Below are 24,934 nucleotides of genomic sequence, written 5' to 3' on the forward strand. Positions count from 1 at the left end.
CCATCGACGGCCCACGTCTCGGGCCAGGCCAGCTCGTCGAACGTGATCGCCGCCGCATGAACCGCGACCAGCACCTCCCCGGTCCCCGGGATCGGCCGCGGCGCCGACTCGTATACCAGGACGTCGGGACCACCCGGGGTGTGCGCCCGCAGCGCCATCATGCTTCTCACGGCGGTTCAGCCCTCCTCGTGTCACTGAGTGCCCGCGCGATAGCCGGCACAGGCTGAACGTTACACTCAAGTACTGTAACTATCGGTCGGTGTAGGCGTGTCTCCTCGTGGCAGATCAGGGCGACCCGACGCCGAGCGGCGAGCACGACGTCGATCAAAGCCGGGCCGGGCGATGACGCCACAGGCCAGGCCGCCGGCAGCACATCGGGTGGCATGGCGCCGTTGACGACGCACGTCGAACCCCGAACGACGACCGTCCCACCAGGGACCCTGGCTCGGAAGGCCCCGATGTCCGTACGCACCCATCTGCTCGCCGCCGGTTCCTTCACCGTCGGCACGAGCGACTTCGTGGTGTCGGGCGTACTGCTCGACGTCAGTGGGAGGCTCGGCGTCTCGCTGACCGCCGCGGGCCAGCTCGCCACGGCGTTCGCGATCGCCTACGCCATCGGTGCCCCGTTGCTCAGCACCCTCACCAGTCGGTGGGACCGCCGCACGCTGCTGCTCGCCGCGCTCGTCGTGGCCGTCGTCGGCAACGGGCTGTCCGCAGTGGCCACCACGTACCCACTGCTGATCGTCGGCCGGATCATCGCCGCGCTCGGCGCGGCCGCCTATCAGCCGGCCGCCACGCTCGTGGCCACCGCCATGCTCCCGCCCGCCCAGCGCGCCCGGGCCGTCGGCATCGTCGTCGGTGGGCTGACGCTGTCACTCGCCCTCGGCGTGCCCGCGGGCGACCTGCTCGGCAGCAGAATCGGTTACGGCGGTGTCTTCGGTGCGGTGGCCGTGGTCACCGCACTGGTCGCAGCCGCCGTGCCGCTCTGTTTACCCCGTATCCCGGCGCCCCCGGCGGTGACGCTGCGCCGGCGCTTCGCCGTCGCCGCTGACTGGCGCGTGCTCACAGCGCTCGCGATGACCCTGGTCAACGTGCTCGCCGCCATGGTCGTCTTCATCTATGTGGCGCCCCTGGTGAACGCCACGGGTGGCATCCACGGCGCCACCGTCGCTCTCCTGCTGGTCGTCTACGGCATCGGGGCGATGGCCGGGAACACGGGTGGCGGCCGCGCTGCCGACCGGTTCGGCGCCGTTCCCACGCTCTTCGCCCTGCTCGCCGGGTCGGTCGTCACGGTCGCGGTGCTCGCGCCTGCCGGGAGCACCGTCGTGGGTGCCGCCGTGGTTCTCGCCCTGTGGGCTGCCTTCAACTGGGCGTTCAACCCCCCGGCGCAGTCCCTCCTGCTGGAGCTGGCTCCCGCCGGCGGCCTGGTGCTCTCGCTCAACTCATCGGCGATCTTCGTCGGCACCGCCCTGGGCGGAATGGTCGGCGGAATCGTGATCGACGCTGGTGGACTGCTCGCGTTGCCCCTGGTCAGTGCAGGCTTCAGCCTCGTCGTGATCGCTCTTTTGCTGACGCTTCAGCTCGGCCGCAGGCCCGTGGCGGCGGAGAACGTCGTTGCGTGACGCTGCTTGCAACGCAAGGCGCGACGGTTCCTGGGACCCGGCGCGTGATGCGAACCTGATGCGATCACCGGAACTGTTCCCTCGAGCCGAGCCTGGAGTTCGTTTGTCGCATCAGGCCCGCCGCCGGACCGCCGCCGCCCTCGTCGGGGTGGTTCTGGCCCTGAGTGGTTGTTCCGGTGGAAACGCCGGCGCGACCTCGATGAACACGGCGCCGCCCGCGCGAGCGACGGCCACTTCCCCGCCACGGGCCTCCGCAGGCAGGGAGCCGGCCGGCGCTCCGGTGACCATCGCCTTCGGCGGGGACGTCCACTTCGAGGGCGTCATCGCCAACCGCCTGGCCGCGGACCCGGCCACCACGTTCGGGCCGATCGCCGGCGTGTTGCGCCGTGCCGACCTGGCCGTTGTCAATCTGGAGACCGCCGTCACCGAGCAGGGCATCCCGGCGGCCAAGGAGTTCACCTTCCGGGCGCCCCCCTCGGCATTCGTCGCACTGCGCTCGGCCGGAGTCGACGTGGCCACCATGGCCAACAACCACGGCGCGGACTACGGCGTGGTGGGGATCCGCGACTCGCTGGCGGCGGCCAGGCAGGCCGGTGTCCCGGTGGTCGGGATCGGGAACGACGCCGACGAGGCGTTCCGGCCATACGTGGCCACCGTGGACGGCCGGCGCATCGCCGTCATCGGTGCCACCCAGGTGCTCGACTCCAGCCTTGCCGCCGCCTGGAGCGCCGGTGATGGCAAGCCGGGCCTGGCGTCCGCCTACGACGAGTCGCGGCTGCTCGCGGCTGTGCGGGCGGCCCGGGCTGAGGGCGACACGGTGGTGGTCGACCTGCACTGGGGCCGTGAGCTGGAGCGCTGTCCGATCGACCCGCAGCGCGCGCTGGCGCTCAAGCTGGTCACGGCAGGAGCGGACGTGGTGGTCGGGTCCCACGCCCACGTCCTGCTCGGCGGCGGCTACCTGCGCGGCGCCTACGTCGACTACGGGCTGGGGAACTTCGTCTTCTACGCGCGCGGAGGGGCCACCGCCCAGAGCGGCGTGCTTCTGCTGACCCTCCGTGGACGGGCGGTCACCAGGGCCACGTGGGTCCCGGCCGTGATCTCGGGCGGCATCCCGCACCCGCTCCGGAACGCGGCCGCCGAGCAGGCGGTCGCCACCTGGCGACACCTCCGCAGCTGCGCCGGCCTGGCGGCGACGCCGTAGGTCACCTGCAGGCGCATTCCGGCACGCCGCTGGTGCACATCTCGTGCGCGCGAACACGGAAAACGGCGGTTGACGCCGCGAGACATCGGAAGACATCTCCGCGGGTCAACCGCCGTTTCCGGGGCTGCCTAGCAGGTCAGCGCAACGTCAGGATCAGACGTCGTAGTAGAGCGCGAACTCGTACGGGTGCGGGCGCAGCCGCAGCGGGTCGATCTCGTTGTCCCGCTTGTAGGAGATCCAGGTCTCGATGAGGTCGGGCGTGAAGACGCCACCCTCGAGCAGGTACTCGTGGTCCTCCTCGAGCCGGTCGATGACCGCGGCCAGGCTGCCCGGAACCTGGGCGATGTCCTTGGCCTCCTCGGGCGGCAGCTCGTAGAGGTCCTTGTCGATCGGCGCGGCCGGCTCGATCTTGTTCTTGATCCCGTCCATGCCGGCCATCATCATCGCCGAGAACGCCAGGTACGGGTTGCCCGACGAGTCGGGGCAGCGGAACTCCAGGCGCTTGGCCTTGGGGTTGTTGCCCGTCAGCGGGATCCGGATACACGCGGAGCGGTTACGCGCCGAGTACACCAGGTTCACCGGCGCCTCGAAGCCGGGCACCAGACGGTGGTAGGAGTTCACCGTGGGGTTGGTGAACGCCAGCAGGCTCGGGGCGTGGTGCAGCAGGCCGCCGATGTAGTAGCGGGCGGTGTCGGACAGCCCGCCGTAGCCGGACTCGTCGTGGAACAGCGGCTGGCCGTCCTTCCACAGCGACTGGTGGGCGTGCATGCCCGAGCCGTTGTCACCGAAGAGCGGCTTCGGCATGAAGGTGGCCGTCTTGCCGGCGTGCCAGGCGGTGTTCTTGACCAGGTACTTGAACAGCATCACGTCGTCGGCGGCGTGAAGCAGCGTGTTGAAGCGGTAGTTGATCTCGGCCTGGCCTGCGGTGCCCACCTCGTGGTGGCCGCGCTCGACCTCGAAACCGCTGGCCACCATGTTGGCGACGATGTCGTCGCGCAGGTCGGCGTAGTGGTCGACCGGCGGCACCGGGAAGTAGCCACCCTTGTAGGCGACCTTGTAGCCCTGGTTGCCCCCGGCCTCCTCGCGACCGGTGTTCCACCAGCCCTCGACCGAGTCGATGTGGTGGTACTGCTGGTGCGGGTCGGACCCGAAGCGCACCGAGTCGAAGATGTAGAACTCCGCCTCCGCGCCGAAGTACGCGGTGTCGGCCACACCGGAGGCCCGCAGGTACTCCTCGGCCTTGCGCGCGACGTTGCGAGGGTCGCGGCTGTAGGGCTCGCCCGTGATGGGGTCGTGCACGAAGAAGTTGATGTTGAGTGTCTTGTGCTTGCGGAACGGGTCGAGCCGCGCTGTGGCCGCATCCGGAAACAGCGCCATGTCGGACTCGTTGATGGCCTGGAAACCGCGGACGGACGAACCGTCGAACGCGATGCCCTCGTCCATCAGATCCTGGGTGAACGTCGAGGCAGGGACAGTGAGGTGCTGCATGACACCTGGGAGGTCGCAGAACCTGATGTCGACGTACTCGACGTTCTCGTCCGAGATGTAGCTCAGAACCTCTTCGGAGTTGCTGAACACCCTCACTGACTCCTTTCAACGGCACGCTCAGGGGGTCGGTTGACCGCTCTTGTCAGCGACGCTATGGGCGTGGTGTTGCCCGGCTGTCACTCGGCCGTTTCGCGGAGGTTAACGGACCGGGCGGCCCGCTCATCAGGACCTGTCGCCCTACGCTAGACGCCATGGCGCGCTGGATCGAGTCCTGGATGCCCGGATCGGGCATCGGTTCCACCGGGAGCGGTGGCGAGGGCCATCCGGGGCAGCGCTTCGGCCTGCCTGCCGAGGGTGTGAGTTCCGTCGCCGGTTTCGGGCGTCGCTTGGCCGCGCTCGTGGTCGACTGGCTGCTCGGCTACCTGATCGCGGTACTGGTGCTGGGGTCGGAGGAGATCGGCGGCCCGAACCTTCCGTGGGCGGTGCTCGGCATCTGGTTCCTGCTCACGGCCATACCGGTGGCAGTGTTCGGGGCGAGCGCGGGCATGACCCTCCTCGGCATCCGCGTGGCGTCGATCGACTCCGCCGCCGTGATCGGAATACCGCGGGCCCTGCTGCGCACGGCACTGATCGCCCTGATCGTGCCGCCGCTCGTGCGCGACTCCGACGGCCGGGGCTGGCACGACCGTGCGGCGCGCAGCATCGTCGTCCGCACGCGCGCTTGACCCTCCCCGTACGGGAGAGCGGAACGTCGACGGCATGGAAGCCGACACGATCACCCCGGACCCGACGAATCCCGACCCCACGACCACGAACCCGGCTCTCGCGGACCTTCCGGCACGGGACACCCTCGCCGTCGACGGCCGGGGAGCTCCGGAGCATCCGTCCTTCGGTGCCGCCGTCCGCGCGTTGTTCGCCGTGCGATCCGCCCTCGGCGACGGCGAGGACGTGCCGCTGGAAGGCACCTACAGCCAGGGCGGCAGCGTGGAGTCGGACGACGCCCCGCCGTTCGACCTCACGAATCCCGACGGCTGGCACTGGCGGCTCGTCGTACCCGCACCGCCGGGTGCCACCGACGGCGCCGTCGCCGCTGCGGCCGCGCGCTTCGGCGCACCCGTGCAGCGTCGCCGGCAGCCGGAACGCCGCGTGGCCCGGCTTCTGCATCTCGGGCCCTACGCCGGCGAGGGGCCCTCACTCGCCGCGCTGTACGCGTTCATCGCCGAACGCGGGCTGGTGCCGGCGGCCCCACACACCGAGATCTACCTCACCGATCCCTCGTCGACGCCGCCGGCCGAGCTGCGGACCGTCCTGCAGGTACCGGTGGTGCCACCCGGCATGCAGAGCTGATGGCGTGCTGACAGGGCCGGCCCGATGAGCCTGATGCCGATCGGGATGTTCGCCCGCCTTGCCCGTCTCACGGTCAAGGCGGTGCGGCACTACGACGCCGAAGGGCTGCTGGTCCCGGCCTCGGTGGACCCCCATTCGGGATACCGCTACTACCGAGCCGACCAAGTGCGGACGGCCACCACGATCGCACTTCTCCGCGGCCTCGACGTGCCGCTTCCGGTGGTACGCGAGGTGCTGGCGGCCCCCGACGAGAGGACCGTGGCCGCCGTGCTCGCCGCCCAGCGGGAGCGCCTGGCCGCTGAGCTGGCCCGGCGCGAGCAGGTGCTGCGGTCTCTCGACGCGTTGCTGATGGCGCCGGAGCGGGTGCGCTACGACGTCGCGATCGCCGAGCGGGCTTCGCTGGCACTGGTCGGGCTGAGCGGCCCGGTGCGGGCGGACGCGATCGACGTGGACACGGCGGCGCTGTGCACCGCCGTGCTCCGGACCGGAGCGGGGCAGGGCCGCGAGCCGCTGGTCGGGGTCTTCCCGCTGGACCTGACGGACGAGTTCACTGCGTCGGTCGGAGTGGCGGCAGCGGCCGGAGCGTCCGACGTGCTCGTGACGCTTCCCGGCGGCCCGTGGGCGGCCACACTGCACGTCGGGCCGTACGAGGAGCTGCCGCTGGCCTACACCGCGGTGCTGGAGCATGTGCGCGCGCTCGGGCACCAGCCCAAAGGGCCGGTGACGGAGACCTACCTGACGGACCCGAGCACCGCGACGCCCGACGAGTACGTCACGCGGGTGGCGATTCCACTCGAGGACTAGGTGCTCAGGTGCTCAGGTGCTCAGCGGCGGCGCACCGTGCGCTGCACGCTGCGCATCTTCGCCCCGGCCGGCATCGGGCCCTTCGGCATCGCCGCTGCACGCGAACCCAGCGCGGCGAGCCGCGCCTCAAGCGACTCCATCTCCTTCGCGCTGATGTTGCGCGGCAGCTTCATGATGTGGCGCTGCAGCTGCTTCAGCGGCACCATGCCCTCTTCGTTGCCGACGACCACGTCGTAGATCGGGGTGCTGCCCGCGACCCGCGCGGTGCGCTTCTTCTCCTGCGCGAGCAGGCTCTTGACGCGGTGCGGGGCGCCCTCTGCCACGAGGATGACGCCCGGGCGGCCGATCACCCGGTGCACGGCGTCGAGGTGGGTGGTGCCCGCGACACCGGCGGTGACCCGCCACTGGCCGCGCATGTTGTCCAGCGCCCAGCCTGCGGCGCCCGGTTGCCCGTCGGCCTTGGTGTACACCGACCGCTGCACCCGCCTGCCGAAGATGCTGATGGCGGCGAGGATGCCGATCGCGAGCCCGATCGGCAGCAGGAGCCAGTGGAGATCGAAGATCAGCCCGATGCCGAAGACGACGGCCACCGACACGACGATGGCGCCCACCATCAAGGGGATGAGCGCCTTGTCCTCCCGGCGCTGCATCTTGAACGCCTCGAAGATCTGCTTGCGGCGCGCCTTCGACGCCGCACGCTTGGCGCGCGCGGCTTCCTTCTTCGCTGCCTTGTCGGGCTTACCGGCCATACGGCTCAGGATACGGGTCGTCCAGCGATGATCGCGGGCAGATCCGCCCCGCAGGCGGGGGGACTTTCCAGGACGACCGCGGAGGTCAGCGGGCCAGCAGCGAGCGTGCCTCCTGGGCGGCCGCGCCCTCGTCGGCCAGGTGGGCCAGATTCTCCGGGAGTTCCTCGCCCCGATGCGCCACGGTCTGGGCGTAGAGCCGGCCGGCGCGGTAGGACGAGCGCACCAGCGGACCGGCCATCACCCCGGCGAACCCGATCTCCTGCGCCGCCGCGGAGTGCTCGACGAACTCCTCCGGCTTCACCCACCGCTCCACCGGGTGGTGGCGGAGCGAGGGACGCAGGTACTGGGTGATCGTGATGATCTCGCACCCGGCGTCGTGCAGGTCGCGCAGCGCGGAGACGACCTCCTCCGGCGTCTCACCCATGCCGAGGATGAGGTTGGACTTGGTGACCAGGCCCGCCGCCCGGGCCTTGCTGATCACATCGAGGGAGCGCTCGTAGCGGAATGCGGGACGGATCCGCTTGAAGATCCGCGGGACCGTCTCCAGGTTGTGCGCGAGTACCTCGGGCCGGGAGCCGAACACCTCGGCGAGCTGGTCGTCGATCGAGTTGAAGTCGGGAATCAGCAGCTCGACGCCGGTGCCCGGGTTGAGGCCGTGGATCTGGCGGACGGTCTCGGCGTAGAGCCACGCCCCGCCGTCCTCGAGGTCGTCGCGGGCCACACCCGTGACCGTGGAGTAGCGCAGGCCCATCGTGCGCACCGACTCGGCGACGCGGCGCGGCTCGTCGGTGTCGAGGTCGGCGGGCTTGCCCGTGTCGATCTGGCAGAAGTCGCACCGCCGCGTGCACTGTTCCCCGCCGATGAGGAACGTGGCCTCGCGGTCCTCCCAGCACTCGTAGATGTTGGGGCAGCCCGCCTCCTCGCACACCGTGTGCAGGCCGCCGGATCGCACCAGGCCCTTCAGCTCGGTGTACTGCGGACCCGTGCGGGCGCGGGTGCGGATCCACGGCGGCTTGCGCTCGATCGGGGTCTCGCTGTTGCGGACCTCGAGGCGCAGGAGCTTGCGGCCCTCCGGTGCGATCGTCACGTACGTCAGGCTACGCCGACGCCCGGCGGCGCGATCTCCTCCCATGTGACGTGCGGGGCACGCAGGCGGTGGGGCCGCCGGGTGAGGGGTTAGCGTTCCCCAATGGACTTCAGGATCTTCACCGAGCCTCAGCAGGGGGCCTCCTACGACGACCTGCTGCGGGTCGCCAGGGCAACCGAGGACGCGGGCTACGACGCGTTCTTCCGGTCCGACCACTACCTGAAGATGGGCGAGGTGTCCGGCGAGCCGGGCCCGAGCGACGCCTGGATCACCCTGGCCGGCCTCGCGCGCGACACGTCGCGGGTCCGGCTGGGCACGCTCGTCAACTCGGCGACATTCCGGCTCCCCGGGCCGCTGGCCATCGCCGTGGCGGGGGTCGACCAGATGTCCGGCGGTCGCGTGGAGCTGGGCCTGGGCGCGGGATGGTTCGAGGCCGAGCACGCCGCCTACGGCATCCCGTTCCCCGGGCTGGGGGAGCGGTTCGACCGCCTCGAGGAGCAGCTGGAGATCGTCACCGGCCTGTGGCGGACGCTGCCGGGAGAGCGCTTCTCCTTCGCCGGCACGCACTACACGGTCACCGACTCGCCCGCGCTGCCGAAGCCGGTGCAGCAACCGCAGCCGCCGCTGATCGTCGGCGGCCACGGCCCGAAGCGCACGCCCGCCCTCGCCGCCCGGTTCGCCACGGAGTTCAACGTCGCCTTCAGCTCACCGGACGTCATCGCCACCCAGTTCGAGCGCGTCGCCGCGGCGTGCCGCGAGATCGGGCGCGACCCTGCCGAGCTGGTCCTCTCCGCCGCGCACACCATCGCCGTGGGGCGTGACGACGCCGAGGTGACCAACCGCTGCGTGGCGATCGGCCGCAAGGTCGACGAGCTCCGGGCCGACGGGCTGGCCGGCACGGTGGCCGAGATCGTCGACCGGCTGGGGCAGTGGCGGGAGAAGACCGGCATCACGCGGATCTACCTGCAGCTTCTCGACCTCGCCGACATCGACCAGATCGAGCTGATCGCGTCGGAGGTCGTTCCGCAGCTGCGCTGAGGGGGCCGTGGCCCCTACCTGAGCTGCCCCGCGACGTCGGCGGCCGCGCTCAGCAGCACCAGCGCCGGCACCACGGCGCGGGGCGCGATCCGGTAGGACCCCCGGCCGTCCTGCTCCACGAGCCCGGAATGGGTCAGGGAGCGCAGGTGGTGGTAGAGCTGGCCGGTCGAGGCCAGATCGGCCGCCGCCTGCAGGGCTGCCGTGCTGTGCGCGCCGTCGGTGAGCAGGCTGCGGACGATGCGGGCCCGGGCCGGGTGCCCGAGCGCTGCGAGCACTGCCACCCGGGGACCGTCGTCCAGGCTGAGAACGGCGCCGGCGTCGAGCGCGATCTCCCAGACGACGTCGCCGTGCAAGTGCACGTCACCCGAGTAGCGGACGGTGCCCGAGCCGTCCGCTACGGCCGGTGGACCGGTGGGCGGCTCGCCGTGTTCCAGCGCCTCGATGCGGCGCTCGAGTTCGGCGAGCCGCTCCGGCAGGGATTGGTCGTGCACTCGTTACCTCGGATATCCGGAATTACAGATTACGATAGCGCCATGGACAAGCACCCGGACCGCACGAGTGGCACGGCGATGGGCGCAGCGATCGCGGTCGGGATGGCGGTCGGAGCCGTCTTCGGCGTCCTCGCCGGCAACGTGGCGTTCGGCATCGCCATCGGGGTGGCGCTCGGCGCCGCGTTCGGTGCGGCACGGCCCGTCGGGCGCCGGGGATCGTCGGACTCGTCCGACGACCGCTCCGGCCCGCCCGAGGGCACAGGCTGAACTCGCTCAGCGCAACGACGGATGCAGCTGCAGGTCGAGTCCGGCAGGGGCGGCCACCCGCGGGACGATGTGCTCGGCCACGGGCACCGCTCCGTCCAGCACAGCCGTGACGGCCTCGGCGGCCGCTTCCCGTACGTCGGCCACGCCGACGGTCCTGCCCAGCTCCAGTGAGAGCGAGCTGGTTCCGGCGTCGGTGATGCCGCACGGCACGATCCGGTCGAACTCGGCGAGATCGGGATCGCAGTTGAACGAGAAGCCGTGCTGCGTGACCCCACCCTGTACGCGCACGCCGATCGCACCGATCTTGCGCTCCGGGCGGATGTCGTCGGCGGGGAGCCAGACGCCGCTGCGGCCGTCGATCCGGCCCGCCGCGGTGAGCCCGAAATCGTGGGATACGCGGATGAGCGCCTCCTCCAGCCGCCGCACGAAGTCGACGACGTCGAGCGGCTCGGTCAGCGCCACGATGGGGTAGCCGACGAGCTGGCCCGGGCCGTGCCAGGTGATACGGCCGCCCCTGTCGACGTCGACGACGGGGGTGCCGTCGGTGGGCCGGTCCTCGGGCCGGGTGCGCTTACCCGCGGTGTAGACGGACGGGTGCTCCAGCAGCATCAGCACGTCCGGTCCGGTGCCTTCGCGCCGGGCGGCGGCGTTGGCACGCTGCATGTCCCAGGCGGACACGTAGTCGACAGTGCCCAGCCGGTCGATCCGGACGGGGTCGGTGGTGCGGCGGCAGGACCGGCCGGTGTGACGCATACCCATGATTCTTACGCTACGCCCGGGATCGCCTGGCTGGGGACGGCGCCATGTTGGTGAGGGCAACTGATCCACAGGAACCGGGAGACGCGCGGGGCCGCGTCAGCGGTCGAGAGCTGCGGCCAGCGCATCGCGCACGGTGGTGTGGCGGAACTGGTAGCCGTGCTTCTGCAGCACCGCGGGCACGGCCATCGGCCCGGTGAGCACCAGTTCATCGGCCATCTGGCCCAGGGCGGTTCGGAGGACGAACGCCGGCACGGTGAACGGGGCGGGCCGGCGCAGCACCTCGGACAGAGCCAGGGTGAACTCCGCGTTCGTGATCGACTCGGGGCCTGCGAGGTTGACCGGTCCCGAGACGTCGGGGTGTTCCAGCAGGAACCGGATGGCTCCGACCTCGTCGTCGAGGGAGATCCAGGGGAATGCCTGCTCTCCGGTGCCGATACGGCCGCCGAGCATCAGCGAGAACAGCGGCCGCAGCCTGCCCAGGAGCCCGCCCCGCGGCGACAGCACCGCCGACGATCGCAGGAGGACGACCCGTGCTCCTGCGAGTGCGGCCGGTGCGGTGGCGGCCTCCCAGTCGCGGCAGACCTCGGCGAGGAACCCCGCGCCGAGCGGCGCCGTCTCGTCGACCACGTCGGAACCGGTGTCGCCGTAGTAGTTGACGCCCGACGCGTTGAGCAGGGCCGGCACGTCGTGGTCGGCGACGGCGCCCGCCAGCACCTCGGTGGGCACGTTGCGGCTGTCGCGCAGGAGTTGCTTGCGTGCACCGCTCCACGGGCGGTCGCCGATCCCGGCCCCCGCCAGGTTGACCACCGCGTCGACGCCGTCGAACGTGCCGTCGTCGATGCGGCCGGCCGGTGGGTCCCAGCTCCGCTCGTCCGGCGCGGCGGCGGGCCGCCGCACCAGACGCAGCACCTCGTGACCCGTGGCCCGGAGATGGGCCACGAGCGAGGTTCCGATCAGGCCGGATGAGCCGGCGACGACGATGCGCACGCGGTGATCCTCGCCGAACCCGACGGAGCGCGCGAGTCGGGCGCGCGCCCCGTGCGGGTGAGCGTCAGAGCCCGAGGTCGGCCTCGAACGCACCTTCCTCGAGACGTGCCTTGATCGCACTGACGAAACGGCCTGCGTCGGCCCCGTCGACGAGACGGTGGTCGTAAGTGAGTGGCAGATAACACACCGAGCGGACGGCGATGGAGTCCTCGCCGTCGGGACCGGTGACCACAGCGGGCTGCTTCGTGATCTTGCCCGTGCCGAGGATGGCGACCTGCGGCTGGTTGATGATCGGGGTGTCGAAGAGCGCCCCGGCGCTGCCGATGTTGGTGACGGTGAACGTGCCGCCCGACAGCTCGTCCGGGCCGATCTTGTTGGACCGGGTGCGCTCGGCCACGTCGGCGATCCGCCGGGCCAGACCGGCGAGGTTCAGGTCCTCCGCGTTCTTGATCACCGGGACGAGCAGCCCGCGGGGGGTGTCCACCGCGATCGCCATGTGAACGGCGCCGTGGTAGACGACCTCCTTGGTCTCCTCGTTGATCGAGGCGTTGACCTGCGGGAAGGCCTTCAACGCCTCCACGGCCGCCTTGACGAAGAACGGCAGGAACGTCAGCTTCACGCCCTCGCGCCGCTCGAACTCGGCCTTGGCGCGAGCCCGGAGCCGTGCGATGTGGGTGACGTCCACCTCCTGCACGGTGGTGAGCTGAGCCGACACCCGCAGCGACTCGGTCATCCGCTGCGCGATCACCTGCCGCAGCCGCGGCATCTTCACGGTGGTGCCGGGCTGGGGGCCGTCGGGGGAGGGCTTCGGCATCCGCGTGGGCGCGGCCGCTGCGCTCGCCGCGGGCGCGGCGGCAGCAGCCGGCGCGGGTGCGCGCTCGGGCTCCGGAGCCGGCTTGCGCGACTCGGCAGCGGCGAGCACGTCCTGCTTGCGGATGCGGCCGCCCACGCCCGTGCCGGTGACCGTGGAGAGGTCGACGTCGTTCTCCGCGGCGAGCTTGCGCACCAGCGGCGTCACGTACGGGGCTCCGCGACCGGCGTCGCCGCTTTCGGGCCGCTCGGGCTCGTCGGCCACCAGCTCGTCGCGCTCCGCCTGCTCCTCGGCCTGCTCGACGACCTGGGCGGAGACCTTGCCGTTGGTGGAGGGGTGCTCTGCCTCGGGCTCGGGAGCCGCCTGCGTCGCGGGCTCCGGCTCGGGGGCCGGCTTCTGCGCGGCCGGCTTCTCCTCGGCAGGAGCGCTCTTCGCGGGGGCGGCGGACGCGTCGCCGATCACGGCGAGCTGGCCTCCGACCTCGACCGTCTCGTCCTCACCCGCGGTGATCTCGAGGAGCGTGCCGGCGATGGGGGAGGGGATCTCGGTGTCGACCTTGTCGGTGGAGACCTCGAGCAGCGGCTCGTCGACCTCGATCGGGTCGCCCACCTGCTTGAGCCAGCGGGTGACGGTGCCCTCGGTGACGCTCTCACCGAGCTCCGGCATCGTGATGGCGGTGCCCTTGCCGGTGGACGTCGTCTCGGCACGCGGAGCGGCTGCGGGCTCGTCGGACGGCGCAGCCTGAGCCTTGGCCGGCTCGGCTGCGGGCTTCTCCTCGGCTGCGGGCGCCTTGTTGCCCTCGACGTCGCCGCCCGAGTCGGTTCCGGAGTCCGAGCCGTCGCCGATCACGGCGAGCTCGCCGCCGACCTCGACCGTCTCGTCCTCGGCGGCGACGATGCGCTGCAGCACGCCCGCGGCGGGCGAGGGGATCTCGGTGTCGACCTTGTCGGTGGAGACCTCGAGCAACGGCTCGTCGACCTCGACACGGTCCCCCTCTTGCTTGAGCCACCGGGTGACGGTGCCCTCGGTGACGCTCTCACCGAGGGCGGGCATCTGGACGGAGAAGGCCATATCGGGTCGGAGCTCCTCTTCCTGCGGTTCGGGTTCGGGTGGCCGGAGCAGCGGTCGGCTGCTCCTGGTCACGAGTGGCTGTGCAGCGGCTTGCCGGCCAGCGCGAGGTGGGCCTCGCCGAACGCCTCGTTCTGGGTGGGGTGGGCGTGCACCAGCGCAGCGACGTCCTCGGCCTGTGCATCCCAGTTGTAGACCAGCTGGGCCTCGCCGATGAGTTCGCCCACGCGGGCGCCGACCATGTGGATGCCGACGACGGGACCTGGTGTGCCCGTAGCCCCGGCTTTGATCAGCTTGATTGCGCCTTGTGTCTGCAGGATCTGGCTCTTGCCGTTGCCCGCGAGGTCGTAGGTCAGGGTCTGGATCTCGCCGTACTTGTCCTTGGCCTGCGCCTCGGTGAGCCCGACGGACGCGACCTCGGGCTCGCAGTAGGTGACGCGGGGGATGCCGGCCTCGTCGATCGGCGGCGGGTTGAGGCCCGCGATGTCCTCCGCGAGGAAGATGCCCTGGGCGAACCCGCGGTGGGCGAGCTGCAGCCCGGGCACGATGTCGCCGAGGGCGAAGACGTTGGGCAGGTTGGTGCGCAGCCGCTCGTCGGCGAGCACGAAGCCGCGCTCCATCGCCACCCCGGCCTCCTCGAAACCGGCATCGGCGGTGTTGGGACCGCGACCGACGGCGACCAGCAGCAGGTCGGCGTCGATCTCCTCGCCGGACTCGAGCGAGACGGTGACGGTGTCCTCGGTCTGGGTGGCACCGGTGAACCTGACGCCGGTCTTGAACGTGATCTTGCGACGGCGGAAGGCCCGCTCGAGGAGCTTGGAGGCGAACTCGTCCTCGTTGGGGACGAGCCGCGGCAGCGCCTCGACGATGGTGACCTCCGAGCCGAAGCTGCGGAACACCGAGGCGAACTCGACGCCGATCACCCCGCCACCGAGGATCACGATCCGGTCCGGCACCTCGTCGAGGTGGATGGCCTCGCTGCTGGTGATGATGCGGCCCCCGATGTCGAGGCCGGGGAGCGTCCTCGAGTAGCTGCCGGTGGCGAGCACCACGTTCTTGCCCACGTAGCGGTCATCGCCGACGACGACGGTCCGCGGCCCCTCGAAGCGGCCGGTGCCCTCGACCAAGGTGATCTTGCGGGACTTCACCAGCCCCTGCAGTCCCTTGTAGAGCTTGGCGATCACGCCGTCCTTGTAGGAGTTCACGCCGGCCATGTCGATGCCCGCCAGTGAGCTCTTGACGCCGATCCGGTCGCCCTCGCGGGCGTTGTCGGCCACCTCGGCGGCGTGCAGCAGGGCCTTGGTGGGGATGCAGCCGTAATGCAGGCACGTGCCGCCGAGCTTGTCGCGCTCGACCAGCACCACGGACATTCCCAGCTCGGCCGCCCTCAGGGCGCAGGCGTAACCGCCCGATCCGCCCCCGAGGATCACCAGGTCCGCGTTGTGCTCGGGCACGTCAGAACTCCCTCACCGAATTGCCGGCAGTGCTTGTGACAGTGGCTGTAACGCCGCTTGACCCATCTTGTCATCCGCCGTGGTCGGGTGCGGCGGCTGGTCACACGGGAGAAAACCGTCGACCTCGGACGTTGGCGCAGTCAGGAGGTGGGGCGCGATGAGCGAATTGGCGGGCGAAGGCGGGACCTGGCCGTCGAGACGGTGCCCACGCGGCACGCAGGCCGGACACGGAGGGGACGCACGGTGAGCCTCCTGGGGAGGCTCGGCCGAGGTTTCAAGGGCGGGCTACGCGGAGCCGACTCCGGCGATGTCGCGCACCTGCGTAGCTGGGCGGAGACGCACGAGGGCGTGGAGGCGTTCGTGGAGCCCCGCACCACCGTCACCGCCACGACGATGCTGTTGGTCGACCGCGACGGCGCGTGGACACGACGGCGCATCTCGTCGCCCGACGGCGCACGCAAGCTGGCCCGCTCACTGCGGATGCCGGTGTACGACGTGCAGCTGGTGGGCTATCCGCAACGGATGCGCGACCATGACGCCCGCCAGCGCATCTTGCGTGAGCGGGAACGCCGCAGGGATCTGAACGGGTAGCGGGGCGGGCGTCCGGATCAGCCGTTGGCCGCGATGTCGCTGAGCACGGCGACCAGCGTGCGGACGGGTACGCCCGTGCCGCCCTTGGTGGTGTAGCCGTACGGCGCGCCGGTGTGGAACGACGGGCCCGCGATGTCGATGTGCGCCCACGGCAGGTCGGCGGGCACGAACTCCCGCAGGAAGGTGCCCGCCACCAGCATCCCGCCCCAGCGGGTGCCTGTGACGTTGGCGATGTCGGCGACGCGGGAGTCGAGTTCGCCGCGCAGATGCGGGGGCAGTGGCATGGCCCACGCGTCCTCGCCGGTGGCGCGGCCGAGCGCGGCCACGCGGTCGCGGAACTCGTCGCTGCCCATCACGCCCGCGGTGCGCAAACCCAGCGCGATCTGCTGGGCGCCGGTGAGCGTGGAGGTCTCGATCAGGTAGTCGGGTGCGTCCTCGGCGGCTCTGGCGATCGCGTCGGCCAGGATCAGCCTGCCCTCGGCGTCGGTGTTGAGCACCTCGACGGTGCGGCCGCCGTACATCCGCAGGACGTCGCCGGGACGGTATGCGGTGGCGCTGGGCATGTTCTCGGCCATCGGCACGGTCGCCGTGACTGCCACGGGTAGCTCCAGCCGGGCGGCCGCCACGGTGGCGGCGATCACGGCCGCCGCGCCGCCCATGTCGGAGGTCATGTGGTCCATGTTTGCTGCGGGCTTGATCGAGATACCGCCGGTGTCGAACGTGACGCCCTTGCCGATCAGCGCGACCGTGGCCCGAGGTGCCGCTCCGCCCGAGTAGCGGAGCCGGACCAGCCGTGGCCCGCGCGACGAGCCCTGCCCGACGCCGAGCACGCCCCCGTATCCACCCTCGGCGAGCTCGTCGCCTGCCAGCACCTCGACCTCGATGCCCGCCGCCTCGGCCAGCTCGCGCGCGCGGGCGGCGAAGGTCTCCGGGAACAGGTCGTTGGGAGGGGTGTTCACGAGGTCGCGTGCGGTGCGGACGGCCTGCGCGACGCCCGTGGCGGCGCGCAGGATCTCCGCGGCGTCACCGTGGGCGCCGTCGGCGAGCAGGCCGACGCGGCCCACCGGCGCCCGGCCCGCGCCGTTGCTGCGGTAGTCGGTGAACGTGTAGGCCCCGAGCAGGGTGCCCTCGGCCGCGGCGGCCAGGTCGATCCGGCCCAGCGTGCTGACAGCGCTCCCGGTGCCGGCCAGTGCGCGGGCGGCCGCGCCGGAGGCCCGGCGCACGGCCTCGTGGCCCGGCGCCCCGTTCGCCTCCACGTCACCGAGCCCGACCGCGACGAGCAGCGGTGCCGTGATCGCGCCGCGGGTGGGCAGCTTCACCACCTCGTCGGCCTTGCCGGACGCTCCCGCGATGGCGAGCAGGGCGGGCAGGGCGGCGTCGGCGTCGCGGAACGCCTCGCCCACGTCCTCGGCGCCGGGCGCCAGGCGTGGCGCGGAGTCGTCACCGCTCGCGGGCAGCAGTCCGACGACCACGGCGTCGGTCTCGGCGGTGGCGGGCGAACCGCCTTCCACATGCAGATCGGTGGACACGCGCTGTCCTCTCGATGAAACGGAGTCCGCTCGAGTCGGAGCGGTTGCCGGGTTTTCCCGGGAGGCCGGACCGGACGCGGACCGGCGCAGACTAAGGCGAGATCGCTTCGAGATGGTAATGACACCGGTGTGCAGCCGGATCAGGCAGGGCCGGGTGCAAGGGTGGGGCACGTGTCCTGGAGCCTGCAACGTCGTCTCGGTACAGCCGATGCGGTGGTGCTCGGGCTGGCGGCCATGCTCGGTACGGGTGTGTTCGCGGTCTGGGCCCCGGCCGCGGGCGCGGCGGGGTCGTGGCTGCTGCTCGCGGTCCTGCTCGCCGGGGTGGTGGCGATGTGCAACGCGGGCTCCACCGCCGACCTCGCCGTGGCCCATCCCGAGAGCGGCGGCGGGTTCGTCTACGGGCGCGAGCGGCTCTCGCACGGGGCAGGCAGGCTGGCGGGTGTCGCGTTCCTGGTGGGCAAGACGGCATCGGCCGCCGCCGCGGCCGGGGTGTTCGGCGCCTACGTCCTTCCGTCGCACCCCCTGCCGACCGCGATCCTCGTGATCATCGCCGCCACGGTGCTGAACACGGCGGGTGTGCGGTGGACGGCGCGTGGGGCGTACGCGCTGGTCGGCGGCACGCTGGCCGTCCTGCTCGTCGTGGTCGTCGTCGGGCTGTTCAGCACACAGGTCGATCCCGTGGGCTCCGCCGCCACTCCGGACGTGGAGCCGGTGGCGATACGGGGCGGGGTCATCGGGGTGCTCACGGCCGCTGGGCTGGTGTTCTTCGCCTTCGCCGGCTACGCCCGCATCGCCACGCTCGGGGCCGAGGTCCGCGACCCGGGTCGCACGTTGCACCGCGCCATCGCCATCGCGCTGGGCATCGCTCTCGTCACCTACCTGCTGGTGGCGGTCGCGCTGCTGGTCGGCTTCGGGAGCGAACGGCTGGCCACCGAGCCCACGCCGCTGGTGGCGCTGGTCGACGCCGGGGAGGCGAGCGCTCTCGGCGTGATCGTCCGGGTCGGGGCCGCCATGGCGGCCGCATCCGCGCTGCTGGCCGTGCTGGTGGGGGTGAGTCGCACGGCATTGGCGATGGCGCAGCGCCGTGAACTGCCTTCCGCGCTGGCCGTGGTCTGTTCGCGGGGCACGCCGTTCTGGGCCGACCTCGCGGGCGGCGTCGCGGCGATCGTGCTCGCCGTGCTCGCCGGACCGATGGCGGCCATCGCATTGTCGGCGTGCTCCGTCCTCGTCTACTACGCCGTGATCAACCTGGCCGCCCTGCGGCTGCCTGCGTCGCAGCGGCGCTGGCCCGTCTGGTCGTCGGTTCTGGGGCTGCTGCTGTGCGTCTCGCTCTCGGTGATGCTGGCGCTGCAGCAGGTGCTCACCACGGCGGTGGCACTGGCCGTCGGCTGGGCTGTTTGCACGGTCTTGTCCCGCCGTCGATGATCACCTCATGGAGTTCCGGAGATCGGTGACGATCCAGGCGGATCGCGACCGCGTGTTCGCGGTGCTGACCGACGTCGAACGCTGGCCGGAGTGGACGGCCTCGATGACCGCGGTGCGCCGGCTCGACGAGGGGCCGCTCGCGGTCGGCAGCCGTGCCGAGGTACGTCAGCCCCGCCTCCCCGCCGCCCGGTGGGAGGTCACGGAGATCGACCCGGCCACGGGCTTCATCTGGGAGTCGACCAGTCCCGGCGTTCGTACCGTCGGTGAGCACCTCATCGATGCCGACGGTGCGGCAAGTGCCACCCGCGTGCAGCTGCGGGTGGTCCAGCACGGTCCGGTGGGTGCGGTGTTCGGACTGCTCGCGGGCGGGCTGACCCGCCGCTACCTCGAGATGGAGGCCGACGGCCTGAAACGACGGTGCGAGCAGTAGCGTCCACGGTCGTGGACGACCTCCTGACCAGCCCGTTGCACGATCGGCACGTAGCGCTCGGGGCCACCCTCGGGGCGTTCGGCGGCTGGTCGATGCCGCTGTCCTACCCGGACGGCACGGTGGCCGAGCACACGGCGGTGCGCGAGGCCGTCGGTGTCTTCGACGTGAGCCACCTCGGCAAGCTCGCGATCACCGGGCCCGGCGCCGCGGAGTTCGTCAACCGCTGCTTCACCGCTGACCTGGGGAAGATCGGCCCGGGGCACGCGCAGTACACGCTCTGCTGCACGCCCGAGGGTGGGGTCGTCGACGATCTGATCGTCTACCTCGTGGGGCCGGACGAGGTGCTCGCCGTGCCCAACGCCGCCAACTCCGCCCAGGTCGCCGAGCTCCTGAGGGCAGCGGCCCCGGCAGGCATCGAGATCCGCGACCGCCACCGCGACCTGGCCGTGATCGCCGTGCAGGGTCCCCGTTCGGCGGAGCTGTTCGCCACCGTGTTCGGCGGGCTCGACGGAGTGACCGGCCTCGACTACATGGCGTTCACCGACGCCGGGGCGGTACGGGTGTGCCGCACCGGCTACACCGGCGAGCGGGGCTACGAGCTCCTCGTGCCCGCCGACGAGGCACCAGGCGTGTGGGACGCGCTGCTCGCGGCTGCCGGGCCACTGGACGGGCGCCCGGCAGGCCTGGCCGCGCGCGACACCCTGCGTACGGAGATGGGCTACCCCCTGCACGGCCAGGACCTCTCGGTGGACATCTCTCCGGTTCAGGCAGGCAGCAGCTGGGCGGTCGGATGGTCGAAGCCCGAGTTCTGGGGCCGCGACGCCCTGATCGCCGAGAAGGAGGCAGGCCCCGCCCGCAGGCTGCGGGGGTTGCGGGCCACCGGACGCGGCGTCCCCCGCGCGGGGATGGCGGTGCTGCGCGACGGCGAGCAGATCGGGATCACCACGTCGGGCACGTTCTCCCCGACCCTGAAGACGGGCATCGCGCTGGCTCTGGTCGACACGGCGGCCGGGGTGGGCGCCGACGCGGAGGTGACCGTCGACGTGCGTGGACGGGCCCTGGAATGCACCGTGGTGAAGCCCCCGTTCGTCCCCTCGCACGTGCGCTGACGCGCCACTGCCCACAAAGTAGGACGTCCGACTGTTGGGCTTGCTCGACAAGATAATGTGAAAACCATGGACCCGCAGTTCTCCCGGACGCTCAACCCCGCCCCGGCCACGAAGGCCCAGCGCGACGCCATCTTCGCCGACCCGGGGTTCGGCAGGTACTTCAGTGATCACATGGTCACGGTGAAGTGGTCCGCAGGAGCGGGTTGGCACGACCCCGCAGTCGTGCCCTTCGCGCCGCTGCAGCTCAGCCCGGCCGCGATGGCCCTGCACTACGGGCAGACGATCTTCGAGGGACTCAAGGCCTACCGTCAGCCCGACGGCTCCATCGCGACGTTCCGGCCCGACGCCAACGCGGCTCGCTTCCGCGGTTCCGCCGCGCGGATGGCGATGCCCGAGCTCCCCGATGAGCTGTTCCTGACGTCGCTGTCGGAGCTGCTGGCCGTCGATCACGAGTGGGTGCCGGCCGCAGGCGGGGACCACTCGTTCTACCTACGGCCCTTCATGCTGGCCACGGAGCCCGGGCTGGGAGTCAGGCCCGCGGCGGAGTACCTCTACATCCTGATCGGCGGCCCGGCCGGGGCGTACTTCCCCGGGGGCAGCATCGTGCCCGTCGATGTGTGGCTGACCACCGACTACACCAGGGCGGCGCTCGGCGGCACCGGCACGGCCAAGTGCGGCGGTAACTACGCGGCCTCGCTGCTGCCGCAGGCCCAGGCCGCGGCACACGGTTGCGCGCAGGTGGCCTACCTCGATGCCGTGGAGCGCACGTGGATCGAGGAGATGGGGTCGAACAACATGTTCTTCGTGTTCGGCTCCGGCGAGCAGGCGGAGGTCGTCACCCCGTCGCTGACCGGCACCATCCTGAGCGGGATCATCCGCGACTCCGTGCTCGTGCTGGCCAAGGAGCTGGGTTGCCAGGTCACCGAGCGGCGGGTGTCGGGCCAGGAGGTGCTCGAGGGCGTGGCGGACGGCCGCATCACCGAGATCTTCGGCAGCGGCACGGCCGCCGTGGTCGCGCCGATCGGCGGGGTCAAGCACGCGGGTGGCGAGGTGCGGGTCGCCGGCGACGAGCCGGGCGAGGTCACGATGAAGCTGCGCGGGATGCTCACGAGCATCCAGTGCGGCACCGCGCCGGACACGCACTCGTGGATGCGCACGCTGGTGCCCGCCTGACGATCTCAGGCCTCGCTGCTCATCAGCCCGCGCTGCCCGTCGGCCCTCCCGTCGCGAGCAGCACCAGCGCCGCGGTGGTGGCGACCTCGCTCGCCGCTCCGAGCACGTCGCCGGTCATGCCGCCGAAGCGGCGGGCCGTGTGCCAGGAGAGAGCCACGACGAGGACGGCGCCGACGCCGATCGCCAGCACGCCCCGCCAGCCCCACCCCAGGAAACCGGCGACGGCGAGCACGATCCACCAGGCCGGGGCCATCCACCACGGTTGAGAGCCGGCGACCGTGGCCCCGAGTCCGCCGGGGCGGGCCGCGGGGACTCCGCGCCGGCACACCCACGCGAACCCGGCTCGGCCCGCTGCGCCCGCCAGCGCTACGGCGGCGAGCGCGGCCACACCGCTCGGCGCGAGGGCGGCCAGCGCCGAGGCCTGGGCGCCCAGCGCCACCAGCAGCGTGACCACCGCGAACGGCCCCGCCCCGCCGTCGCGCATCACGGCGAGGGCGCGCTCCGGCGGGCCGAAGCAGCCCAGTCCGTCGGCGGTGTCGGCGAGCCCGTCCACGTGCATTCCACGCGTGGCCGCGGCCAGGAACCCGACGGTGAGCAATCCGGCGGCGAGGCCGGGCACCCCGAGCGCGGCCAGGCCCAGCAGAACCCCGCCGGCCACGGCACCGAGCAGCGCGCCGACGATCGGAGCCCACCGGATCGCCGCGGCGGCGACGGGCGCTGCGGGCGCGTCCGTCCGCACCGGCAGCACGGTGAGCCAGCTCAGCGCCAGCGCCCAGCCCTTCACGTCAGGTCCGGGTCCCGGCGCACGCAAGCCCGGCGACTCGCACCGGGCCCGGCGTGCATGGTCACGTGAGGCCGAGATCCGCGGCTGTTGCGGTCTCGGCGAGCAAGCGTGCTGCCATCTGCAGCAACGGGACGACGGTGGTGGCGCCTGTGCCGTCGCCCACCCGGATGCCCAGGTCGAGCACCGGCGTGAGGCCCAGGTGCTCGACGGCAAGCGTCATCGCCGGTTCGGGCGAGCGTTGCGCCACCAGCCACCACTCCCGGGCGCCGGGCGCGAGCTCCTCCGCCAGGAGCGCACCCGTGCCCACCACGAGCCCGTCGAGCACCACCGGCGTGCGGCGCAGTGCCGCTTGCAGGCAGAACCCGGTGAGCGCGGCGAGGTCGGAGCCGCCGGCGACGCGCAGCAGCGCCAGCGGGTCGCGGGTGTGCTCCCTGGTGCGGCGCAGCGCGTCGCGGACGGCCGCGGCCTTGCGCATCCAGGCGTTGTCGTCGATGCCGCTGCCGCGCCCGACGACGGCGACGGGCTCCGTACCGGTCAGAGCGGCCACCAGCACCGAGGCCGCGGTGGTGGCGCCGACGCCGATCGAGGCGGGCAGGAGCAGGTCGGCCCCGGCGTCCACCTCCTCGTCGGCCAGTGACCGCCCGATCCGGAAGGCGCGGTCGGCCTCCTCGGCGGTGAGCGCGTCCTCGCGGTCGATGCGCCCGGAGCCGCGGCGCACCCGATAGCGGTCGACGGTGTCGGCGTCGTGGTCGAGCCCGACGTCGACGACCCGCACCGAGACCCCGGCGACGGGGGCCAGCACGGCGACCGGCGCGGTGCTCTCGCGCACCGCGGCCACCTGCCGCACCGTGGCGTCGCCTGCATGGGCCGAGACTCCCGCCGCGGCGATGCCGTGGTCGGCCGCGATAACGACGACCCGCGGCCGGGCAGGTGGCCGGGGCGGGCAGGCGCCCTGCGCCGCGGCGAGCCAGACGCCCAGCTCGGCGAGGCGGCCGAGGGCGCCGTCGGCGACCGCGAGCTCGGCGAACCGGGCGACTGCTGCGCGGCGGGCGTCGACGTCCGGGGCGGTGACGGCAGGCAGGTCCACGTCCCCATCCAACAGCGCAGAACACCCGTAGCCCGCCGCGGGGCCTACTTGAGTCGCAGCGGCAGACCGGCCACCAGCAGCAGCACCTCGTCGCACACCGCGGCGAGTGCCGCGTTGGCGGCGCCCAGCTCGTCACGGAACAGGCGCCCTGCCCGCGTCGGCGGAACGACACCCAGCCCGACCTCGGCGGAGACCAGCACGATTCGGCCGGGACAGGCGGCCACGGCGTCGACCAGCTCGGCCACCTCGGCACCGACGCCCGGCGGGACCTGCGCGGACTCCCAGGCGCCTGCGTCGTCCAGCAGGCCGGTCAGCCACGTCGCCATGTCGTCCACGAGCAGCGGGTCACCTCCGGCCCGCACCAGCCGGGGGAGGTCGGGATCCTCCACAGTGGTCCAGCCCTCGGGCCGGCGGGCGCGGTGCGCATCGATCCGGGCCGACCACTCGGCGTCGTCCTCGCGGCGCCGCGCCGTGGCCACGTACCGGACGGGGGCGTCGGCGGGCAGCAGGTCCTCGGCATAGCGCGACTTGCCCGACCGCGTGCCACCGAGCACGAGCGTGCGGCGTCCGGTGACCACACGCCACGCTAACCTGACCACCATGGCATTCCGGTGGCGGTACCTGAACGCGGCCGGCGACCAGGTCGACGGTCCCGACGAGCAGTTCGCGGACCAGCAGGAGGCCGAGGACTGGTTCTCGGCCGAATGGCAACTGCTGCGCGAGACGGGCGTCGACGCCGTCACGCTCCTCGACGACGACCACGAGGTCTACGGCCCGATGAGCCTGCACGAGGCCTGAACCGCCCTGCCGCGGGATGCCGCGGCAGGCGAACTAGTGCCGTGGAAACGAGGTCGTCTTACCCGCCTCCGGCGCCCAGGCGGCGACTCGCGGCGTTGTCGTCGGCGCCGATACAACAGCGGTATCGGCGCCTCCTCCGCCTTGCGATCCATCCACCTGGGTCACCGGATCCGGCCAAGGAACCCCGTTTCCACGACACTAGGGGTTGGCCCCTCGCTGCACGCGTGGCTTCGGCATCCGCAACTTCCGGAGCTGGCTCGCGCGTGTGAAGGCGTACCAGCCGACCGACAGCGGGCTGATCGTCTCGTTCGGGAACTTCGCGCGCGCCTTCCGGGTGACCCCGACGCCGAGGAAGATCCCCTCGACGACCATGACGGAGAGCGCGATCAGGCTGAACAGGCTGAGGTACTGCTGCGCCGCAGGGAACGGCACGAGCAGCGACAGCACGACGATCACCGCGAGCGGCATGAACAGGCCCATGATGTGGGGTCGGGAGTCCACGACGTCGCGGACGTAGGCCTTCACCGGTCCGCGGTCTCGCGGCATGAGGTATCGCTCGTCGCCGGCGGCCATGCGCTCGCGCCGCTCGGCGGCGTCGCGGCGGCGCTGCTCCTTGTCGGGCCGGTTGGCCCGGGCCAGGCGGGAGGCCTCGCGCTGGGTGCGGGGCGGGGGCGGGGCAGGGCCACGGCGCCGGGTCTCCGCCTCGCGGCGCTTCGGCGTGGGCCGGCCCTTGCCGGCGGTGCGGCCGTTGTCCCCGGGGCCCTGCGTGACATCGGTGTCGGGAGCGTCCGCGCTGACGGCGGACGGTGTTGAGCGGCGCAGGAACCTCACGGCT

26 protein-coding genes are annotated in these 24,934 nt (G+C 72.1%); 13 read left to right on the forward strand and 13 right to left on the reverse strand.

What is annotated here, in order from left to right; genetic code table 11:
* Positions 1 to 458: 458 nt before the first annotated feature.
* A complete protein-coding gene (locus MMF94_RS40535) occupies positions 459 to 1,622 on the forward strand; it encodes an MFS transporter (RefSeq protein WP_241042814.1) in 1,164 nt (387 codons plus the stop codon).
* 280 nt (positions 1,623 to 1,902) lie between these two features.
* The gene (locus MMF94_RS40540) at positions 1,903 to 2,823 is read left to right on the forward strand and encodes a CapA family protein (RefSeq protein ID WP_241042815.1); all 921 of its coding nucleotides are present in this window, start codon (positions 1,903 to 1,905) and stop codon (positions 2,821 to 2,823) included.
* A gap of 153 nt (positions 2,824 to 2,976) precedes the next feature.
* Here the strand turns inward: MMF94_RS40540 and glnA are convergent, their stop codons facing one another.
* Positions 2,977 to 4,401, reverse strand: coding sequence for a type I glutamate--ammonia ligase (gene glnA / locus MMF94_RS40545; RefSeq protein ID WP_241042816.1), 1,425 nt, complete (start codon positions 4,399 to 4,401; stop codon positions 2,977 to 2,979).
* Between the two features lie 161 nt (positions 4,402 to 4,562).
* On the opposite strand from glnA, the gene MMF94_RS40550 reads away from it, so the two are divergent.
* From MMF94_RS40550 to MMF94_RS40560, 3 genes are read left to right on the forward strand one after another with little or no spacing between them, the layout of a single operon-like run.
* Positions 4,563 to 5,036 (forward strand): RDD family protein, encoded by a 474-nt coding sequence (locus MMF94_RS40550; protein ID WP_241042817.1) that lies wholly within the window; start codon positions 4,563 to 4,565, stop codon positions 5,034 to 5,036.
* Between the two features lie 34 nt (positions 5,037 to 5,070).
* On the forward strand, positions 5,071 to 5,658 hold the full coding sequence (locus MMF94_RS40555) for a GyrI-like domain-containing protein (RefSeq protein WP_241042818.1): 588 nt from the start codon (positions 5,071 to 5,073) through the stop codon (positions 5,656 to 5,658).
* Between the two features lie 24 nt (positions 5,659 to 5,682).
* Entirely contained in the window at positions 5,683 to 6,462 is a 780-nt protein-coding gene (locus MMF94_RS40560) for a MerR family transcriptional regulator (protein WP_241042819.1), read from the forward strand.
* 20 nt (positions 6,463 to 6,482) lie between these two features.
* On the opposite strand, the gene MMF94_RS40565 is transcribed toward MMF94_RS40560, so the two are convergent.
* Complete coding sequence (locus MMF94_RS40565; RefSeq protein WP_241042820.1) at positions 6,483 to 7,211, reverse strand: DUF4191 domain-containing protein; 729 nt, start codon at positions 7,209 to 7,211, stop codon at positions 6,483 to 6,485.
* Between the two features lie 85 nt (positions 7,212 to 7,296).
* Positions 7,297 to 8,298, reverse strand: coding sequence for a lipoyl synthase (gene lipA / locus MMF94_RS40570; RefSeq protein WP_241042821.1), 1,002 nt, complete (start codon positions 8,296 to 8,298; stop codon positions 7,297 to 7,299).
* A 102-nt stretch (positions 8,299 to 8,400) separates the two neighbouring features.
* Here lipA and MMF94_RS40575 point away from each other — a divergent pair, with 102 nt between their 5' ends.
* A complete protein-coding gene (locus tag MMF94_RS40575) occupies positions 8,401 to 9,336 on the forward strand; it encodes an LLM class F420-dependent oxidoreductase (protein ID WP_241042822.1) in 936 nt (311 codons plus the stop codon).
* A gap of 14 nt (positions 9,337 to 9,350) precedes the next feature.
* Here MMF94_RS40575 and MMF94_RS40580 read toward each other — a convergent pair whose 3' ends face one another.
* On the reverse strand, positions 9,351 to 9,827 hold the full coding sequence (locus MMF94_RS40580; protein WP_241042823.1) for an ArsR/SmtB family transcription factor: 477 nt from the start codon (positions 9,825 to 9,827) through the stop codon (positions 9,351 to 9,353).
* Between the two features lie 42 nt (positions 9,828 to 9,869).
* On the opposite strand from MMF94_RS40580, the gene MMF94_RS40585 reads away from it, so the two are divergent.
* A complete protein-coding gene (locus MMF94_RS40585) occupies positions 9,870 to 10,094 on the forward strand; it encodes a glycine zipper domain-containing protein (RefSeq protein ID WP_241042824.1) in 225 nt (74 codons plus the stop codon).
* 6 nt (positions 10,095 to 10,100) lie between these two features.
* On the opposite strand, the gene lipB is transcribed toward MMF94_RS40585, so the two are convergent.
* The 4 genes from lipB to lpdA all read right to left on the reverse strand — a co-directional run bounded on the left by lipB (position 10,101) and on the right by lpdA (position 15,173).
* Positions 10,101 to 10,847 (reverse strand): lipoyl(octanoyl) transferase LipB, encoded by a 747-nt coding sequence (gene lipB / locus MMF94_RS40590; RefSeq protein WP_379660564.1) that lies wholly within the window; start codon positions 10,845 to 10,847, stop codon positions 10,101 to 10,103.
* A 102-nt stretch (positions 10,848 to 10,949) separates the two neighbouring features.
* The gene (locus tag MMF94_RS40595; RefSeq protein WP_241042826.1) at positions 10,950 to 11,840 is read right to left on the reverse strand and encodes a TIGR01777 family oxidoreductase; all 891 of its coding nucleotides are present in this window, start codon (positions 11,838 to 11,840) and stop codon (positions 10,950 to 10,952) included.
* Between the two features lie 64 nt (positions 11,841 to 11,904).
* Positions 11,905 to 13,722 (reverse strand): 2-oxoglutarate dehydrogenase, E2 component, dihydrolipoamide succinyltransferase, encoded by a 1,818-nt coding sequence (sucB, locus tag MMF94_RS40600; protein WP_241042827.1) that lies wholly within the window; start codon positions 13,720 to 13,722, stop codon positions 11,905 to 11,907.
* A 68-nt stretch (positions 13,723 to 13,790) separates the two neighbouring features.
* Positions 13,791 to 15,173, reverse strand: coding sequence for a dihydrolipoyl dehydrogenase (gene lpdA / locus MMF94_RS40605; protein WP_241042828.1), 1,383 nt, complete (start codon positions 15,171 to 15,173; stop codon positions 13,791 to 13,793).
* Between the two features lie 243 nt (positions 15,174 to 15,416).
* Here lpdA and MMF94_RS40610 point away from each other — a divergent pair, with 243 nt between their 5' ends.
* The gene (locus MMF94_RS40610) at positions 15,417 to 15,764 is read left to right on the forward strand and encodes an oxidoreductase (RefSeq protein WP_379660563.1); all 348 of its coding nucleotides are present in this window, start codon (positions 15,417 to 15,419) and stop codon (positions 15,762 to 15,764) included.
* A 17-nt stretch (positions 15,765 to 15,781) separates the two neighbouring features.
* On the opposite strand, the gene MMF94_RS40615 is transcribed toward MMF94_RS40610, so the two are convergent.
* A complete protein-coding gene (locus MMF94_RS40615) occupies positions 15,782 to 17,293 on the reverse strand; it encodes a leucyl aminopeptidase (RefSeq protein WP_241042829.1) in 1,512 nt (503 codons plus the stop codon).
* A gap of 171 nt (positions 17,294 to 17,464) precedes the next feature.
* Between MMF94_RS40615 and MMF94_RS40620 the strand changes: the two genes are divergently transcribed.
* From MMF94_RS40620 to MMF94_RS40635, 4 genes are all read left to right on the forward strand, one after another.
* Positions 17,465 to 18,718: an APC family permease gene (locus MMF94_RS40620; RefSeq protein WP_241042830.1), complete on the forward strand. Its 1,254-nt coding sequence runs from the start codon at positions 17,465 to 17,467 to the stop codon at positions 18,716 to 18,718.
* A gap of 7 nt (positions 18,719 to 18,725) precedes the next feature.
* Complete coding sequence (locus tag MMF94_RS40625; RefSeq protein WP_241042831.1) at positions 18,726 to 19,148, forward strand: SRPBCC family protein; 423 nt, start codon at positions 18,726 to 18,728, stop codon at positions 19,146 to 19,148.
* Positions 19,149 to 19,159: 11 nt separating this feature from the next.
* Positions 19,160 to 20,257: a glycine cleavage system aminomethyltransferase GcvT gene (gcvT, locus tag MMF94_RS40630; protein WP_241042832.1), complete on the forward strand. Its 1,098-nt coding sequence runs from the start codon at positions 19,160 to 19,162 to the stop codon at positions 20,255 to 20,257.
* A gap of 66 nt (positions 20,258 to 20,323) precedes the next feature.
* On the forward strand, positions 20,324 to 21,430 hold the full coding sequence (locus MMF94_RS40635; RefSeq protein WP_241042833.1) for a branched-chain amino acid aminotransferase: 1,107 nt from the start codon (positions 20,324 to 20,326) through the stop codon (positions 21,428 to 21,430).
* Positions 21,431 to 21,452: 22 nt separating this feature from the next.
* On the opposite strand, the gene MMF94_RS40640 is transcribed toward MMF94_RS40635, so the two are convergent.
* From MMF94_RS40640 to MMF94_RS40650, 3 genes are all read right to left on the reverse strand, one after another.
* Positions 21,453 to 22,214, reverse strand: coding sequence for an adenosylcobinamide-GDP ribazoletransferase (locus MMF94_RS40640; protein WP_241042834.1), 762 nt, complete (start codon positions 22,212 to 22,214; stop codon positions 21,453 to 21,455).
* Between the two features lie 61 nt (positions 22,215 to 22,275).
* A complete protein-coding gene (locus MMF94_RS40645; RefSeq protein ID WP_420852508.1) occupies positions 22,276 to 23,301 on the reverse strand; it encodes a nicotinate-nucleotide--dimethylbenzimidazole phosphoribosyltransferase in 1,026 nt (341 codons plus the stop codon).
* A gap of 44 nt (positions 23,302 to 23,345) precedes the next feature.
* Entirely contained in the window at positions 23,346 to 23,903 is a 558-nt protein-coding gene (locus MMF94_RS40650; RefSeq protein WP_241042835.1) for a bifunctional adenosylcobinamide kinase/adenosylcobinamide-phosphate guanylyltransferase, read from the reverse strand.
* Here MMF94_RS40650 and MMF94_RS40655 point away from each other — a divergent pair.
* Positions 23,902 to 24,099 (forward strand): hypothetical protein, encoded by a 198-nt coding sequence (locus tag MMF94_RS40655; protein ID WP_241042836.1) that lies wholly within the window; start codon positions 23,902 to 23,904, stop codon positions 24,097 to 24,099. The two genes, MMF94_RS40650 and MMF94_RS40655, sit on opposite strands and share 2 nt — an antisense overlap.
* Positions 24,100 to 24,297: 198 nt before the next feature.
* Here MMF94_RS40655 and MMF94_RS40660 read toward each other — a convergent pair whose 3' ends face one another.
* Positions 24,298 to 24,930 (reverse strand): DUF3043 domain-containing protein, encoded by a 633-nt coding sequence (locus MMF94_RS40660; RefSeq protein ID WP_241042837.1) that lies wholly within the window; start codon positions 24,928 to 24,930, stop codon positions 24,298 to 24,300.
* Positions 24,931 to 24,934: the final 4 nt, after the last annotated feature.

Source organism: Pseudonocardia alaniniphila (assembly GCF_022524485.1).
Taxonomy (GTDB): domain Bacteria; phylum Actinomycetota; class Actinomycetes; order Mycobacteriales; family Pseudonocardiaceae; genus Pseudonocardia; species Pseudonocardia alaniniphila.